Source organism: Natronomonas halophila, assembly GCF_013391085.1.
GTDB classification, from domain to species: domain Archaea; phylum Halobacteriota; class Halobacteria; order Halobacteriales; family Haloarculaceae; genus Natronomonas; species Natronomonas halophila.
On record NZ_CP058334.1, the window covers coordinates 21030 to 37964 of the forward strand.

12 protein-coding genes are annotated in these 16935 nt (G+C 60.4%); 9 read left to right on the top strand and 3 right to left on the bottom strand.

What is annotated here, in order from left to right; genetic code table 11:
• Positions 1-95 precede the first annotated feature (95 nt).
• The 5 genes from HWV23_RS00110 to HWV23_RS00130 all read left to right on the top strand — a co-directional run bounded on the left by HWV23_RS00110 (position 96) and on the right by HWV23_RS00130 (position 4795).
• Positions 96-1238: an acyl-CoA dehydrogenase family protein gene (locus tag HWV23_RS00110; protein ID WP_178288312.1), complete on the top strand. Its 1143-nt coding sequence runs from the start codon at positions 96-98 to the stop codon at positions 1236-1238.
• A 108-nt stretch (positions 1239-1346) separates the two neighbouring features.
• The gene (locus HWV23_RS00115) at positions 1347-2528 is read left to right on the top strand and encodes a trans-sulfuration enzyme family protein (protein ID WP_178288314.1); all 1182 of its coding nucleotides are present in this window, start codon (positions 1347-1349) and stop codon (positions 2526-2528) included.
• Positions 2529-2757: 229 nt separating this feature from the next.
• Complete coding sequence (locus HWV23_RS00120; RefSeq protein ID WP_178288316.1) at positions 2758-3342, top strand: NADPH-dependent FMN reductase; 585 nt, start codon at positions 2758-2760, stop codon at positions 3340-3342.
• Between the two features lie 2 nt (positions 3343-3344).
• The gene (locus tag HWV23_RS00125; protein WP_178288318.1) at positions 3345-3740 is read left to right on the top strand and encodes a winged helix-turn-helix transcriptional regulator; all 396 of its coding nucleotides are present in this window, start codon (positions 3345-3347) and stop codon (positions 3738-3740) included.
• Positions 3741-3958: 218 nt separating this feature from the next.
• Positions 3959-4795: an SDR family NAD(P)-dependent oxidoreductase gene (locus HWV23_RS00130; RefSeq protein WP_178288320.1), complete on the top strand. Its 837-nt coding sequence runs from the start codon at positions 3959-3961 to the stop codon at positions 4793-4795.
• Between the two features lie 429 nt (positions 4796-5224).
• Here HWV23_RS00130 and HWV23_RS00135 read toward each other — a convergent pair whose 3' ends face one another.
• The 3 genes from HWV23_RS00135 to HWV23_RS00145 all read right to left on the bottom strand — a co-directional run bounded on the left by HWV23_RS00135 (position 5225) and on the right by HWV23_RS00145 (position 9690).
• The gene (locus HWV23_RS00135) at positions 5225-5386 is read right to left on the bottom strand and encodes a hypothetical protein (RefSeq protein ID WP_178288321.1); all 162 of its coding nucleotides are present in this window, start codon (positions 5384-5386) and stop codon (positions 5225-5227) included.
• 109 nt (positions 5387-5495) lie between these two features.
• Complete coding sequence (locus tag HWV23_RS00140) at positions 5496-6560, bottom strand: sensor histidine kinase (protein ID WP_211693285.1); 1065 nt, start codon at positions 6558-6560, stop codon at positions 5496-5498.
• A gap of 298 nt (positions 6561-6858) precedes the next feature.
• Positions 6859-9690 (bottom strand): M14 family metallopeptidase, encoded by a 2832-nt coding sequence (locus HWV23_RS00145; protein WP_178288323.1) that lies wholly within the window; start codon positions 9688-9690, stop codon positions 6859-6861.
• Between the two features lie 422 nt (positions 9691-10112).
• On the opposite strand from HWV23_RS00145, the gene HWV23_RS00150 reads away from it, so the two are divergent.
• From HWV23_RS00150 to HWV23_RS00165, 4 genes are all read left to right on the top strand, one after another.
• Positions 10113-11684 (top strand): class I adenylate-forming enzyme family protein, encoded by a 1572-nt coding sequence (locus tag HWV23_RS00150; RefSeq protein WP_178288325.1) that lies wholly within the window; start codon positions 10113-10115, stop codon positions 11682-11684.
• 1 nt (position 11685) lies between these two features.
• Positions 11686-12393 carry a helix-turn-helix domain-containing protein gene (locus HWV23_RS00155; RefSeq protein WP_178288327.1) on the top strand — a complete coding sequence of 236 codons (708 nt, stop codon included), beginning with the start codon at positions 11686-11688 and terminating at the stop codon, positions 12391-12393.
• A gap of 139 nt (positions 12394-12532) precedes the next feature.
• On the top strand, positions 12533-14686 hold the full coding sequence (locus tag HWV23_RS00160; RefSeq protein ID WP_178288329.1) for a hydantoinase/oxoprolinase family protein: 2154 nt from the start codon (positions 12533-12535) through the stop codon (positions 14684-14686).
• The gene (locus HWV23_RS00165) at positions 14679-16934 is read left to right on the top strand and encodes a hydantoinase B/oxoprolinase family protein (protein WP_178288331.1); all 2256 of its coding nucleotides are present in this window, start codon (positions 14679-14681) and stop codon (positions 16932-16934) included. The genes HWV23_RS00160 and HWV23_RS00165 overlap by 8 nt, the downstream gene beginning before the upstream one ends.
• The last annotated feature ends 1 nt before the right edge of the window (position 16935 follow it).

Here is a 16935-nt window from a genome sequence, read left to right on the forward strand (position 1 = left end):
TCTAGCTGACTCTGCAAGGAGACGAAAGCAATCGGTCGCACTGTGCAGTAATCATCTCAACCGACTCGATATACGGCTCAACGGCCGAGATGGTCATGAACTTCCAACTCACAGACACACAACGTACACTCCGAAACGACGTTCGCGAGTTCGCACAAACCACCATCAAACCGCAGGCTATCGAACTCGACCAGAACGAGGAACACCCCACCGAAATCTTGGAAGAACTGGGAGAGCGAGGCTATGGGGGGTTGACGCTCCCGGAAGAGTACGGCGGCGAAGGACAGGGACTGGTCGAACTCGCAATAGTTATCGAAGAAGTAGCCGCTGCACTGATGCCCGTCGCCAGCGCAGTGGCGCTGCATCTCGACATCGCGACGGTTATCGAGAAGTTCGGGACCGAGCGACAACGGGAGCGGTTTCTCCCGTCGATGGCGTCGTTCGAGACGGTCGGCGCCCTCGGTCTCAGCGAAACCAACGCTGGCAGTAATAAACTGGAGATGGAAACGACCGCGGAGAAAGAGGGAGATACGTGGGTTCTGAACGGACACAAGCGATGGATTACGAACCTCCAGCACGCTGATTACGTCCTCACGTACGCGAAAACCGGCCCGGAGACGGAAGCGCCACATAACATCAGTGCGTTTCTCGTCCCTACCGACGACTTCGAGATAGAGACCGTCTGGAACACGCTCGGAGCTAATACGGTGAAATCGCCGAAAGCGACGCTGGACAACGTACAGGTCCCCGATACTCGACGTATCGGAGACGTAGGTGAGGCGTACGTACAGCGCAGCGAGGTCGACATCGGCGTGAACGTTCCCGCCCGTGGCGTCGGTATCGCTCGTGCGGCGCTGGATGAAACGGTCGAGTACACGAAACGACGCGAACAGTACGGGCATGCCATCGCTGATTTCCAAGGGAGCAAGTGGCAAATCGGCAAGATGGCCGAGCGAGCGGACGTCGCTCGATTACTTACGCTCCGAGCAGCGGCCAAAGCGGACCGAAATCTGGACTCGACCCGAGAGTTCAGTATGGCGAAGGTATACGCGACTCAGGCGGCCGTCGATAACGCAAACGACGCGTTACAGCTCCACGGCGGTATCGGCTATACGACCGAAAAACACGTCGAACGCCATCTCCGTGACGCTCGACTGCTGACGATTGCCGGTGGCCCGAACGAAGGCCATAAGGACGCGCTCGGCGAGGCCGTCTACGAGGCATATTCCGAACCATGATGTACCAATCGAAGGCGCCCCATCTCGAACCATCACACACGTCCTTGGTAACCAATGAGACCGCTGGCTCGTTGCCGTCGAGTCGGCTCTCGGATTCAAATCGATACGATGGCTGATTTCGACACGACGGCGTTCATCACGGAAGCGGTTCACAGCGGTGAGGAAGTGGCCGAACTGAGCTCCGAATCGGGGGACGTCGTCTCACCGATTCATCTCGCGACACATCACGCGATGCGTTCTCCCGGGGTTGCCGAACACGATTACAAATACTCCCGGTTCGGGAATCCAACACGGGACGCGCTCGAAACACGCCTCGCTCGACTCATCGGAGCGAACGAGGCCATCGCGTTCAGTTCCGGGACAGCAGCCATCGCGACGGCGTGTCTCGCCCTCTGTGATTCCGGCGATCATGTCGTCGCGTTCGACGGGGTCTACGGCGGTACGAGAGTCCTGTTCGACGATTTACTGCGAGAACAGATGGGCGTCGACATCGAGTACGTGGACGCGACGAACACTGACGCGATCGAGGCTGCGATTCGACCTGAGACGAGCCTCCTCTGGCTGGAAACGCCGACCAACCCACTACTGAAGCTCTGTGACCTGCATGGAGCGGCCGAAATCGCCCGCGAGAACGGAGTGAAACTCGGCGTCGATAACACATTCGCTACGCCGTACTTCCAACGACCGCTCGAAATCGGTGCGGACGTCGTCGTTCACAGTACGACCAAATATCTGAACGGTCATAGCGATTCGACCGGCGGCGTAGTTGCGACCGACGATTCGGACATCGCCGAACGCGTCTCGGAACTTCAGCAGTACACCCTTGGGAATCTACTCCCCCCGTTCGACGCATATCTCGTCCTCCGTGGGGTGAAGACGCTCCCCCTGCGAATGACCCAACACGAAACGAACGCGCAGGCCATTGCGGACTATCTCGTCGACCATTCGGCCGTCAGCGAGGTGAACTATCCGGGGCTCGAATCCCATCCGCAGCATGCGTTGGCCCGGCGACAGATGGACGGGTTCGGCGGCATCGTCTCGTTCGAACTGGATGCCACCGAAGCAGAAACGAGAGCGGTAATCGAGGAACTGGACCTGTTCACGACCGCGGTGAGTCTCGGGGGCGTCGAATCCTTGGTCGACCACCCCTGGACGATGTCGGCTTCGTTTATGCCAGCGGCGGACCGCCGCGAAGCAGGAATCTCGGAGTCGCTCGTGCGGATGCCGGTCGGTATCGAGAGTAGTACGGATTTGATTCGGGATATCGAACAAGCGTTGAACTACCTTTGAACGCCTCCGGCGCCGCGGTTCGGTGCCTTCGGCACCTGATAGTGGTTCTTTTCCGAACATCCACAGTGGTCCTTCTCGAACCAATTCTAGACCCAGCGGCAGCCATCTCCATCGTTGGTGACAGGGTGGCTGTCGAGAAGCAGTGTTATTCCGAATAGCATAAGAAAATTTACTGGAAATCGTTCCACCGAGCGCTTAACTAACCTTAGTACGTGTAATGCGACAAGCGATGAAAGTAACCGATAGCAAACATATCGTCGCGTTATGCGGTAGTCAGCGCGACGGCAGTCATACTCGGCAGGCACTCGAACGGGCCCTGAAAGCGGCCGAGGCTGACGGTGCCACGACCGACCTCGTTGACCTCGCCGCGCTGGATCTCCCCGTCTTTGACCCCGATCGGAGTGACGCCGGGGACGCTACGGAACTCCGCCGCCGCGTCCGGAATGCTGACGGGGTTTTGCTGGGTTCCCCGATGTACCATGGGTCGTACTCGTCGGTTCTGAAGACCGCACTCGATTACTGTGGGTTCGACGAGTTCGAAGAAACAACCGTCGGCCTACTGGTCGTCTCCGGTGGCGGATTCCCCACGCCTGCATTGGAGCATCTCCGGTCCGTTTCGCGGGCACTCGATGCGTGGGTGCTTCCCCATCAAGTCGCAATCCCCGATTCACACAGCGCCTTCGAAGCTGGCCGATTAACCGACGAGCGTCTAATCGAGCGCATCGAGACGCTTGGGACGGACCTCGTCGAATACGCCGGCGTCGAATCGTACCCGGAAACCACTGCCGCCTGTGCCGTTCCCACGGCTGATTAACCATGTCCGCTGAGACCGACTCCCGACAGAACGAAATCGAGACACAGAACGCATCCGCCTGCCCCGTCATAGAGGCCATCGAGCAGATCGGGACACCGTGGCGTATGAACGTCATCTATGCGCTCAAAGAGGGTGAAACGCGGTTCAACGAACTCAAACGGGCGACGGGCGCCCGCTCGAAGACCCTCTCGGATGCACTCGACGTACTGGTCGAGAACGATATCGTGGTCCGAAGGATGGAAGAAGACGCGCCAGTCGCTGTCTACTACGGCCTTACGACAAAAGGGGAGGCGCTCCTCGACGTGTTATCGGACCTGGACGAGTGGGCCCGGGACTGGGGTGAAGAGGTCCCGGATGAGACAATTTCCGCCCCCACGACGACTGAAACGGCCGATTGAGTTATCGTATCTGTTTTTGAACATTTCCAAGCGGGGCGCGGGAGGTCGCTCGAGACGGGGGAGTGGCAATACATTCATCACCGTTACTGCTCGTTCTGTATTATGGCGCAAGACGCGCGTAAGAAGCGGCGACGAACCCGTATCGCGGTGGCGTCGACTGAATCACCGAACCCCGAACGCTTCGTGACTCGCTCGTTCGAGTCCGGGAGGCATCAGCCATGAACGGGTTAAGCGGGAAGACCGCCCTCGTGACAGGGGCTGGCTCTGGAATCGGCCGTGCGTCGGCGTTCCGGTTCGCCGAAGAAGACGCCAACGTGGTCGTCGCTGACGTCGTCGAAGACACCGGCCGCGAGACTGCCGAACGGATTCAGGACGCGGGCGGAAACGCCACGTTCGTCGAGGTGGATGTCTCCGACCTCGCGTCCGTCGAACACATGGTCGATGTCGCCGTGGAAACGTACGGGAGCCTCGATTTCGCGCACAACAACGCCGGCATTCTCACCGACTTCGTCGAGGTCACCGGTATTCAGGAGGGCCAGTGGGACAAGATTATCGACGTGAACCTCAAAGGCATCTGGGCCTGCCTCAAGGCCGAACTTCCGGTAATGGAGCAGCAGGGACACGGCGCTATCGTCAACACCGCCTCCGAAGCGGGATTGGTCGGGATGGGCGGCCTATCCAGTTATTCGGCGAGCAAGCACGGCGTCGTCGGACTGACGAAATCGGTCGCACTCGAATACGCCAGCCGCGGCATTCGCGTTAACGCGATTGCGCCGGGGCCGACGAAGACGAACATCCAGTCGGGCATGCTCGGCGGCGACCCGGGCGAGACGCCGTCGCTGCGTGACCGCGTCAAGACGGCCGTCAAACTGATTCGGACGGCGATTCGGACCCTACGTGCCGACTACGATACCTCGGCGATGCGTGAGGTGCCGATGGACCGGATCGCCGAACCCGAAGAGATGGCTGGCGTGGTGGCGTTCCTCTGTTCGAACGATGCCTCGTACATCACCGGCCACACGGTTCCGGTCGATGGCGGTCAGGCGGCCGATTGAGAACTCTCGTCATCCTTCTCCATCGCCGATGGAGTCGATACCGTTCGCATCGACTCGCTGGTCGTTGTGCCTCAGTTGGTGACACGTAGTGTGCCCTTTCACGACGGCCACATCACCGGTATTACACAAACAGTGGGCAGGTCGGCACGGAGTGGGAGGACAGTTACAAGAGCGAGTCCGCTACTCCCTCAGGGGCGATAGTTTCAGTCGATGGCCCGTCTCGTCCTCGTGTGCCAGCAATACGTCCGCCGGCGTCGGCTCCGAATCCACGTCAACGACCTGATCGAATCGACACTCCGTACACTTGACGACCATTTCATCGCGCATTTTCGGTAGATGTGTCGCACATCGGATGGGTTCTATTGACCGACGCGTTTGCTGGTGACATCCCCGTATGTTCCCGGATACGTTCCACAACCGATTCCCGGCTCATCCCTCGCTAGTCGGCGTAACCGAGAGATTGTGACCCGTCTTCCGGCCGTGGTCCGTGATGATGTCCGCAGGGAATCCTTTCCCGGCCGTGTCTTCGGTCGCCGAGAAGTGACACTCGGTACACTCGATACGCATCTCGTCGCCAGTAGCGGGGTTCACGGTAGCCCGTTCTGCACGACGCAGCACGACAAGGCTGGGGGCTAAAATGTTACCCCCACCGCAAAATCCTGCCGAGGGGCCTGACCCAACGGTTTGGGGGCCCGCCTCGTTAACGAACGGATGCTGCCGGGAGCGTGATTCTGACGACGGTCCCGGTCGGGTCGTTGTCCTCGAAAGCGATGGTTCCATCTGACATCTGAGTCGCCCAATAGAGAATCCACAGGCCGAGCCCCCGGGTATGAGAGAGCGGGGTTTCTTCCGGGAGCGTTATCGCCTCCCGGTCGGTCTCCGGGAGACCGGTCCCCGTGTCCGCAATCGTGAGTTGGACCGTGTCGTCGTCTCGAAACGCAGCCGTAACGGTGACCGACACATCGGTCGTGTTGTGTTCGAGAGCGTTCGTGAGCGCCTCCTCAATCGCAATCGGAAGTGCGGGATGGGCGGTTACCCAGCATTCCTCCGGCAGGGTCGAAGAGAGCGTCCCGGTCGGGTATTCCTGCCGGACCTGCTGGAGTTGGTTTTCGATTACCGACGTCAACTCCAGGTCGACCGACCCGGGAGTATCCCAGATCGAGACGATCTTTCGCGTCCGGTCGCTGGTTTCGAGAAGCCCATCGAGATGCTCACGAATCACGCGGAGGTCGTCGGTGACGTCGTCGGTTTCAGTAGCACGTTCGATGTTTCCGAGATGCCCAAGGACGACCGAGAGTTCGTTCCGAAGGTTGTGGCGTAAGACCCGTTGATTTATTCTGAGCAGTTTGGTGAGTTCTTGTGTTTCGGCCAACTGTTCGTTTGATTCAACCGCAAAGAGACTCACACGGGTGCCGACTGCCGCGCCGAGAGTCGTCGCAAACGAGAGGAGAAAGGAAAGTTCGTCGTTACGCCCATCCAGCGACCACGTCATCCAGATGGCGAACGCCATAACCGCGAACGACCCGGCTACGAGCGTGCCAATCAGCAACGCTCGCCATTGGCCGGCCTCGGATATCGGTCGCCCGGAGAGTTCATACCCCGTATAGAGTATTATCGTGGAGACACCCGTAATCATGAGCATCTCGAGGAGCGATTCCAGCCCGCTGCCTTCGACATAGGAGTGGACGATTCCAAGCCCGAAACAGAGCCACCCGAGCGCGTAGAATCCATATCGAGGGTGGATGGTTTCGGTTGTGAACGACATACGACATGATTTCAGTTGAGGGGTATATTCTTTTGCCTACTCGGTGCCGTCTCCGCGATGACAACCGGACGTTTCGGGCTGAACATGAGGTTACTACCTCGACCACGGAGGCGAGCGTTGCGTCCGTACGTGGCTGAGTTGACTTCGAGATACGATTCGTCGGTCGAAACCTGTAGCCGTATCGCGAATGACGGCTGGGACTTCCCCAGAACAGTCGTACTCTATAAGCACACTGCGGCCAACGGTGAATCGCCGTTGCCTGCGAGAAGAAATAAACGACGAGGATTAAGGGTGGGGCTTATCTGACTTCTCCGTAGGTTCTGATGAGTTCGCCCTCGAAGTACCGACGCTGCTCGAATCCAAGGGCGTTACACAGCAATGTATGTCCCATGAAGGAGACAGCATAATCTCCCATCCCAAAGGGATGGAGTTCGGTCTGCTGGGCCGGCGGTAGGACCGAACCAACGACGTTGATTTCAGCATCACCCGCTTGGAGCCGGCCTGCGCCTACACCACCACTAATCGTACCGGCGACTTCGCCCCCGGCGTTCTCGAAGGTGTCGACATCCACGATAGTCGCCGGCTGGTCAACATCGGTCGTATAGCCGAGTTGGGAGCCCTTCCAAATCTCCTGCTGTCGGGGACGGATTCCCGCCAATAAATCGTGGTCGAATACACGATTCGCGAGGTTGGCGAACTGAACGTCGATAGTCTGAATCGCGCCGTCATCGATTTCGGCGGCATCACCAACATCAAGTTCGGCAAGCAGGTTGACGCCGCTATCGGTCAATACGAGATCGCCACCGGCCTCGACGAACGCCTCGATAGCCTCGATATACGACGAATCGTCACGACCGTCATCGTGGGACACAACGAGTTTGTCATAGTGGCGCTGGCCCGAACGACCACGGAGCAGCCGACCGTTCCGGACGTCGTGGACTCGCACCGCGTCGACGTCGCCGTCCTCGACGTACGGGTCGAGGTCCTTGAAGAACTGCATCGGGTTTACGACATACTCGCGCTGTTCGTATCCAAGGACCTCCTCGGGGTCGGGATGTTCCGAATCGGATTCCAGAAGCGTCAACTGGACGTCGACGTCGGTATCCGCCTCAACGTCAACGCTCCAGTTGCCCGCCTCAGGACGCCGGACGAACCACGCTTCGAAGTCGTGTCTCCGAGAATCCGAAGCGCTGGGATCCGCTTTCTCGTCGAGGTCAATCTCGCGAACGACGTTGCCAGCAGGGTTCTTGAGCTGAACTGTTCCCTCGGTTGCGTCGTCCAGTCCCTCGAAGTGGACGAACAGCGAGTGACCGGAATCACTGGAGTTGACGCCAGTACTCGCGCTGGTTCCAGGTCCCGGTTGAACTGTCTCGTGGCGACGCTGCACCTCCGTAGCACGATTCTGTCCAGGACCGTTCCCACGACCGGGGCTTTCGTCGGTGTGGGAGAGATCTGCCGAGGTGCGTGTCAGCGTCTCCGAGGAGACGTAGGCAGTGTCCTGTCCACCGCTTGCCACGGTCGCGTCCGTTTCCGCGGCGGTCATGCGAGCGTATTCGCGCATCGAAATCCGGTACGCGGTGACGTAGTGGCGTGCCCAGTAGGGCTTCCACTCCTGGATAGCGCTCGTGAAGTCGTTCGAGATGATGATTTCGGGGGCGACGGTGACCGCGCCGAGTCCCCCGAATTCCTCCGGCTGGCCGGCCCACCCCAAGAACGCGCCTGTCACCTGGTAGTTGAGCGAATCGTAGATTGTTCCCCAGTCGAGAAGTCCATTATAGGAGTCACCGTTCGGGACGTAGGGGAAATTGTACTCGGCCTCCGTAGCGGTGAGGATATCATCACCGATCGGATCGTTGTCGACGCTGCCCCACTCGTTTTGCATCCCCTCACCGATCTGGATACTGACCTCGTCGAGTTCGTGGGTCCGCCCGTGGTCGAAGGGAGCGTTCGTCTCGAGGTTGAACACCATGTGGTCGTCGACGTACATCCCGTGGTAATCACAGAGGAATTCCACGTTGTCGTAGGTCCGGAAGTGTTCAACGATGGCCAGCGAATCCGGAACCACTTCGTGGAACTCCTCGGGCGCCCCCTCGGGTTCGGCCGGATAGTACGAGGGATCTATCCAGCCCATCGTCGGGTACTGGCGGTTGGTGTCGACGCCGCTTGCACTCCCCCGCTGGAAGTTCCGGTTGTGGTCGACCCACGGTATCACGGTTTCGGGGTTTCGCGATACCCACCCGTCGGGATTGGTAAACAGGAACAGCAGGACGATATCGTCCAGCAGGTCCTCGAACGCACTGGCCTCGCCGTACGCAATATCCTCGATGAGTCGACATCCGGACTCGATACCGGAGCGTTCGTCACCATGGATACTGAGTGAGTAGACGGCCTTGTCCTTCTCGGCGAACGACGCCTCGTCGTCGACGTTGTTCGTGACCTCGGCAACGTAGATGTCCTTTCGGTCGGGGTTCTCGCCAGTAAACGCGTTTTCCCAGCCCGGTGACTGTCCGATCGAGGTAACGTTGATCCGGTCAGGATTGACCTCCGATTCCAGATACTTGACTCCGTTTACCGCTTCCTCGAAGGACATAAAGCCACGAGCGTCTTCGACTGCTGGGAAGACACCGTCAGCGTAGGCCCCGTCGAGTTGCCACCACGGGTTCGCTCCGGGTGAGAAGTCCACCTCCTCGATACTGTTGCCGAACTCGTCGAGAACCGCCGTGAGTTCCTCCGTTGTGAAGTGGGCGTGGGCTGCCGGGGTCGGTGCCTCACGAGTCACCGCCGTCGGAGGGGCTTCTCGATCGTCGATATCCCAGTCGGGGTCGGTATACGCCTCACCGAACCCATCCGGAACCCCATCAGCGAACTCGATGATAACGGCTGCTTCGTAATCGTCCGGCGTATTGTTGACGACGAACTCACAGCGGTCGGTTAATGCGGCGTGGCTTACACCGTGGTCGCTTGCGGCCGCTGCACCCGGGAGGGACAGCGCCCCAGCGGTAGCCGCCGAGAGTTGTAGAAACGTCCGTCGGTCGACTGGACTGTCATCGAAGGCATCCTTCGGGAACTGTTCGTGTCGATTCTCCGCCGCTTCCTCGTTTTCGGGAACCGTATCAGGTGATTCACTCATGGTACCAAGCGACACATAAGGTGCCGCAGAAACCCGGTTCAGCCCGGCAGTATTTATAAGGATTTGTAACGGAACACGTCTTCAAACAAAACAAAGGAATATAATACTGCAATATTCACTGTATTAAAAATTGTGTGAAGACATGTATTCAGAAGATAATCAACGGCTATACGATTGGTTCTCTAGACCGTTCCGCAATCACTCCCAAATCGTCCTCGCGACCGACCATTTAAAAAAAAAAGAAATTCGCATAGCGGCGTCACCCCTCCCTGTGGAGATTAATTAAAATAGCGCGCTACAGGACGCCAACAGCTAGATTTACAGTATCGTCCTCGTAGCTATTGTTAACTAATACCGACTTTCACCAATATTTACACGATCACCAAAGCTCATTTGTAGTATGCCATCGCATCTCTTGCGGCATGGGGGGACGTACCACGCCACAGTTGGAGACGCTCAGTCGGTTCTATGAGGGGGTCTTCGACCGGTACGGGAACCGGACGGCGATACGAACGGACCGGCGGCGAATCAGTTACGAAACGTTCGACGAACGGACGCGCCGACTGGCGAATTTCTTCCACACCATCGGGCTCGGGGCCGGCGACGCGGTCGGCATTTTAATGAAGAACAGGGTGGAGTTTCTGACGTCCCTGATCGCCGCCGCTCGGGCAGGTGTGGTCGCCGTTCCGCTGAACGGTCGGTCGAATACCGACAGGCTCCGGGTAATCTTTCGCGATTTACATCTGGAGGCGCTGATCGTCGGTCCGGAACTCGCCGACCTCGGTCACGAACTACAGCAGGGCGACCTCGACATCAAATACTTCATCGGCGTCGGTGACGACGCCGACCGACCGCTTGGATTCCACGAGTACGAGTCGATTTTCGAGCGGGCGGATGACGACTTGCCACCGGTACAGGTACACCCCGACGACGTAGCCGGGATATACTTCACGAGCGGCACGACCGGCGAACCGAAGGGCACGCTCCATACCCACGAATCGCTCGTGAAGAACCTGCTCGTCCACTACTTCGAGATGGAGATCACTCACCGAGAGCGACTGCTCTTGGTAACTCCGCTCGGCCACTCGGCGGGGCTGTTCGCGATGGCCGCACTCGCGAGTGGGGGAACGATATTCCTCGAACAGGAGTTCGACCCGGGGACGGTCGTCCGGCGAATCGAGGACGACGACATCTCGTGGACGTATCTCGTCCCGAGTATGCTCGCTGACCTGCTGACGTTTACTGACGGTCGACAGGTCGATACGGCGTCGCTGGATACCCTCGCGTACGGGTCGGGGCCGCTTTCGGCCTCGACGTTACAGGCTGGAATCGAGACGTTCGGAGACGTCTTCATCGGGTTTTACGGACTGACGGAGGTTCCGAACCTGGTTACGGTCCTCCCGAAGTCCCGGCATGATGCGGCGGATGAAGCGTGGCTCAGGTCGGTCGGGCGGCCCTGTCGGCAGGTGGAGGTCACCGTCTTCGAGGAGGAAAACGACTGGTCGGGGGATATCGGCGAAATCGGCATTCGGTCCGCATACGAGATGGAGGGATACCTCCGTGACGACCGCGACCTTACCGGGCGACGACAATGGATTCGAACCGGCGACCTCGGGCGCATCGACGACGAGGGGCGAGTGTTCGTCTTCGAGCGTATCGAGGACAGCATCATCGTCGACGGCGAGCCGGTCTTTTCCACGGATATCGAGAGCGTCATCGAGCAACGCCCCGATATCACACGGGCTGCCGTTATCGGTGTCCCGGCGGACCCGACGTTGGACGTCACCCCCCGGCCGGAGCGGACCGAGCAACGCATCAAGGCGGTCGTCGTTCCCGCCGACGGTACCGAGCCATCGCCGGCCACCGTCCAGACCTACTGTGCCGAACGGTTACCGGAACGGAAGGTGCCGGATTCGGTCGACCGGGTCGATACGCTGCCCGAGACGCCCTACGGGCAAATCGACAAACAACTCCTCAGGGAGCCCTACTGGTAACATGCCGTACCGTACGAAGTTCCGCGTCTCACCGACGGGCGTTTTCGCGGCCCTCGACGAGGAGTCGACACGGAGTGGCCGAATCGAACTCAGCAGCGCCATCTTCGCGGGCGACGACGAGTGGTTCGAGTTCCTGACCGTCGTCGGCAACCCGGACCTCGACCCGTCGTCGTTGCGGTCCAGAGACTGCATCACACACGTACAGCGCGGCGACGTCGAGCAACACCACCGGACGAACCACCTCCTTCTCCGGGTCACGGAGCCGTCGCAGTTCATCGTCACGAAGCTCACACGGAACAACGCCGTTCCCCATCGGATTTTCCTCAGAGACGGCTACGTGACGGTCATCACGTCCGTCCACGACTGGAACCACGTTCGAAACCTCGCGGACGTCATCGAGGACGCCTACGCCACCTTCGAGTTGCTCGGCACGACTCAAATCGACGGCGTCGGCCACCCGCTCGGCAGCGACCGACTCTCCTTCGATGTCCATGCCGCACTTTCGACGGAACAACTCCGGGTCCTCGAAGCCGCCCACGAGATGGGGATGTTCGAGATACCGCAGGAGGCCACCGGCAAAGAGGTCGCCGACCGGCTCGACCTCAGCCAGTCGACGGTCAGTGAGAAACTCCGACGCGCCCAGCAGAACATCTGCGAACTCTTCTTCGGTCGTCGCCGGGCCGACGCCGAACTCCGTGAGGCCGAATAGTGCCTAATAAAGGATGATATATATCGAGCGCCTCCGGGCATAACACTTTGCGAATCGATGGTATACGGTGGCTCACACCACGATAGGTATTAGCACGCAATGGGGGACGCATCGCTCGGGAACCACAGCCACCTACACAATGTCAGCAGATCAGCCACACAATCCGGAACTCCTGTCGCTCGATACGGGGGGAACGATGACGGATACGTTCGTCGTCGACGACGAGGGCGAGTATACGGTCGGCAAGGCGCAGACGACGCCGGACGATGAGAGCGAGGGTGTCATCAATTCCTACGCCGACGCGCTGGAGTACTGGAACACGACGCTAGCAGAGAGTACCGACACGCTCCGGGGGACCGTCTACTCCGGGACGGCGATGATAAACCGACTCCTCGAACGGGAGGGAGATCGAAACATCGGGATCATCACGAACCGGGGAATCGAGGATACACACCGGTTCGGCCGCGGCATCCAGTCGTGGACCGACCTGTCGTATGCGGGTCGACTCCACGCACGGGAACACGAACACCCCGAACCCATCGTCCCGAGGGAAAACGTCGAGGGGGTCCGCTGTCGCGTCCACATGTCGGGGCAGGAACTGGCCCCGCTGTACGAGGACGAGGCGCGTGAAGCGATTCACAACCTCCTCGACAGGGACGTACGCGTCATCTGTGTCTCGTTCCTGTTCTCGTATAAGAACCCGACACACGAACAGCAACTGAAGGAGATCGCCGAAGAGATCAAAGACGAACGCGGCGACGATACGCCGATCTGGCTGTCGAGCGAGCAGAACCCGGTCCGTGGCGAGACGCCGCGGCTGAACACGCTCGTCATGGAGGCCTACGCGGTTAACCCGTCGCGCGAACAGCTGTTCAGCATCGAGGAAGCGCTCGAAGAACACGGCTCCGAAGCCCCGTTCCGGGTGCTTACGTCCTCGGGCGGGACGGTCGCTCCCGACCACGACTGGCTCGCCGATACGATGATTTCGGGGCCGATTGGCGGGATTTTCGGCGGTGAGTTCCTCTCCGAGCAACTCGGCGTCGACAACCTCGTCTGTTCGGACGTCGGCGGCACGTCCTTCGACGTGGGGCTCATCACCAAGGGCCACTACCCGACCCGGTGGGACCAGTCGCTAGCGCAGTTCATGGTCAACATCCCGATGACCGCGATGGACACCATCGGGTCCGGGACGGGCAGTTACGTTCGCGTCGACCAGGCCTCGAACCGGCCGGAGGTCGGCCCCGACAGCGCGGGCTATCTCGTCGGCGTCGCCAACGAGGAAAGCGGGCTGGAGACCCCGACAGTCACCGACTGTACGGCGGTGCTCGGCTACCTCAACCCCGACTACTTCCTCGGCGGCGATATCGACCTGAACGTCGACCGCGCCCACGAATACATCGAGGACCAGGTGGCGAACCCCCTCGATGCCGGCGTCTACGAGACGGCACGGGGCGTCCTCGATATCGTCGAGCGCGACATGACGAACGAACTGCGGGCGATGATTCTCGGGCTCGGGTATAGCCCCGAGAACTACAGCCTCGTCTCCTACGGCGGCGGCGGGCCGCTTCACACGGCGGGCTACACCGCGCCACTCGATTTCAAGGACGTTCTCGTTCCGGAATGGGCGGCGGCGTTCTCCGCGTTCGGCTGTGCGACCGCCGACTACGCCTACCGATACGACCAGTCGCTCGATATCGTCATCCAACCCGACCTGGGGAACGTCGAGGACGTCGCGGGAGCGCTCACCCAGACCTTCCAGAAACTGGAATCACAGGCCCGTAGCGGCTTCGAAAACGACGAAATCGACGTCGACCAGATGGAGTTCCAGCCGGCCGTCCGGATGCAGTACACGGGGATGCTCGATGACCTCGAAGTGACCGTCCCGACCGAGATGTGGGACGGCGAGATTACCGCGGACGACCTTAAGGGGATTATCGAGGCCTACAACGACGAGTTCACGCAGGTCTTCGAACGCGCGGCACAGAGTCCCGAACTCGGCTACACCGTCACGATGGCTATCGGGACGGGCGTCGCGCCGTCGCCGAACCCGACGCTTCCCAACGAGGACCCTGTCGGTCCGACACCGCCGGAATCGGCACATAAGGGCGAACGCGCCATCTTCTGGGAGGACGACTGGCACGACGCCGACCTCTGGGAGATGGGCAAACTGAACCCGGGCAACGCCGTTACCGGGCCGGCCGTCGTCGAGGCTCCCGCCACGACGATGCTGGTTCCGCCGGGCTTCGAGGCATCGCTCGACCGCAACCGAATCTACCACCTCACCAATGAGTAAGACAACAGACACGGATACGGCCGCGGAGTACGAGCGCGTCGACCCGCCCATCGGCTGGGACGGGCAGACGCTGCAAGAAATGCTTGACCACAGCGAGCAGCAACTCGAAGAGACCGGTCGGTACAAGGGTCTCGAAGAGTTGGAGATGAAGGAAAACCAGCCGTTCGAGTACGAGCAGTTGTACTCGCGGCTGCGCGGCGCGTTGGTCAGCGCTCGCGAGACGGCACTCAACATCAGCGCGTCGGCCATCGTGCGCGAGATTGGCGAACTCTGCTTCCAGTTATACACCCCCGAGGGCGACTGTGTCGCCCTCTCGACCGGTATCATCGTCCACGTCCACACCGGAAGCCTCGCGATCAAGTACATGATCGAACAGGATTACGAACACCGCCGCGGCATCCAACCCGGCGACGTGTTCTGCAACAACGACAACGATATCGGGAACGTCCACACGACGGACGTTCATACGTTCGTGCCGATTTTCCACGACGGCGAGCTAATCGCGTGGGCCGACGGCGTTACCCACGAAATCGACATCGGTGGCAAGACGGCCGGTCACGACCTCATCGACGCGACCGAGCGGTTCGAGGACGGTCTCTACGCCACCTGTGAGAAAATCGGCGAGAACGACGAACTCTATCAGGACTGGAAGGAACGGGGCAAACGCGGCACCCGGACGCCGATGTACTGGGACCTCGACGAGAAGTGCCGGCTCGCCGGCTGTCACATGATTCGGAACACGGTCAAGGGCATGATCGATGACGTCGGCGCGGAGACGTTCAAGCAGTTCATGGCCGAGGCCGTCGAGGAGGGTCGGCAGACCCTCAACGAACGGGTACAGGAACGGCTCTTCCCCGGCACTTACCGCGATACGAGCTTCATGCCGATGCCGTTCGAGGAGCGTGACCACCCCGAACCCGCCGCGAGTCAGGACATGATGAACCACCTCCCGGTGGAGATGCGTGTCGACACCGACGGCGGACTGGAGGTGGATATGACCGGTGCGAGTCCGCCCGGCCCACACACCTACAACGCCGCCGAGGGTTCGATGGAGGGCGGCATGTGGGTCTCACTCACCCAATGTCTGCTCCACGACGGCAAGGTCAACGACGGCTCGTATTTCGCCGTCGATACCAACTACCCGGAGGGAAGCGTCGTCAATCCGCAGGACCCGAGCCTCTCCTATCAGGCGTCGTGGGGGTCGATTCAGCCGACGTACAACGCCGTCTGGAAGAACATCTCCCGGAGTTTCCTCGCACGCGGATTCCGCGAGGAGGTCAACGCCGGGTTCGGCATGACGAGCGACGCCGTTCAGGGCGGCGGCCAGTTGGATGCCACCGGCGAGTACTGGGCCGTCTCGACGTTCGACCTCTCGTGTCAGGGCCTCGGCGCGAGCGCGGCCCGGGACGGGTTGGACTACGGCTACGCGATGTGGAACCCCGAAAGCGACCTCGGCGACATCGAGAAATGGGAACTGCTCGAACACGGCGCGGTCCACCTCGGCCGCCGCGTCAAGCCGAACACGGCCGGCCACGGCAAGTACCGCGGCGGGTCCGGCTGGGAAGGCCTCCGGACGTTCACCGGCAGTTCGGACATCTCGATGTTCATCGGCGGCTGGGACGGTGTCGGCTTCTCAACGACGGGTATGAGCGGGGGGTACCCCTATGCCTGCGGTTACACCGTAACCGCTCAGGATACGGACTTCGCCGAGCGTATCGCCAAACAGGAGAAATATCCGGTCGACGACACGCCGCCCGGCTCGCTCGAAGAGGATATCGAGGCGGAGGACGTGGACCGCTCGACGGCGGCGGTGCTGTTCCCGACCCAGTTCGACAACAACGACCTGTTGCACTGGGATATGCGCGGCGGCCCGGGCTACGGCGACCCGCTCGAACGCCCCGTCGAGAAACTCGTCGACGACGCCGAGAAGGGAATCTACACCCCCGACGTCATCGAGGACGTCTACGGCGTCGTCGGTGAACTCGACGAGGAAGACCGGGAGTTCGAAGTCGACGAGGAGGCGACCGAGGCCCGGCGGGAAGAACTCCGCGAGGAACGCGAAGCCGAGTCGGTCCCGGCGACGGAGTTCTGGGAGTCCGAACGCGAACGCGTGTTGGACCGGGAGTTCAGCGACCCCGTCACGTGGATGTACAGCGGCGTGTTCGAGCGGTCCCCCGAGTGGACCGAGTCCTTCCGGGAGTTCTGGGACCTGCCCGCCGATTACTCGATTTCCGAGGAGGAGGCCTGAT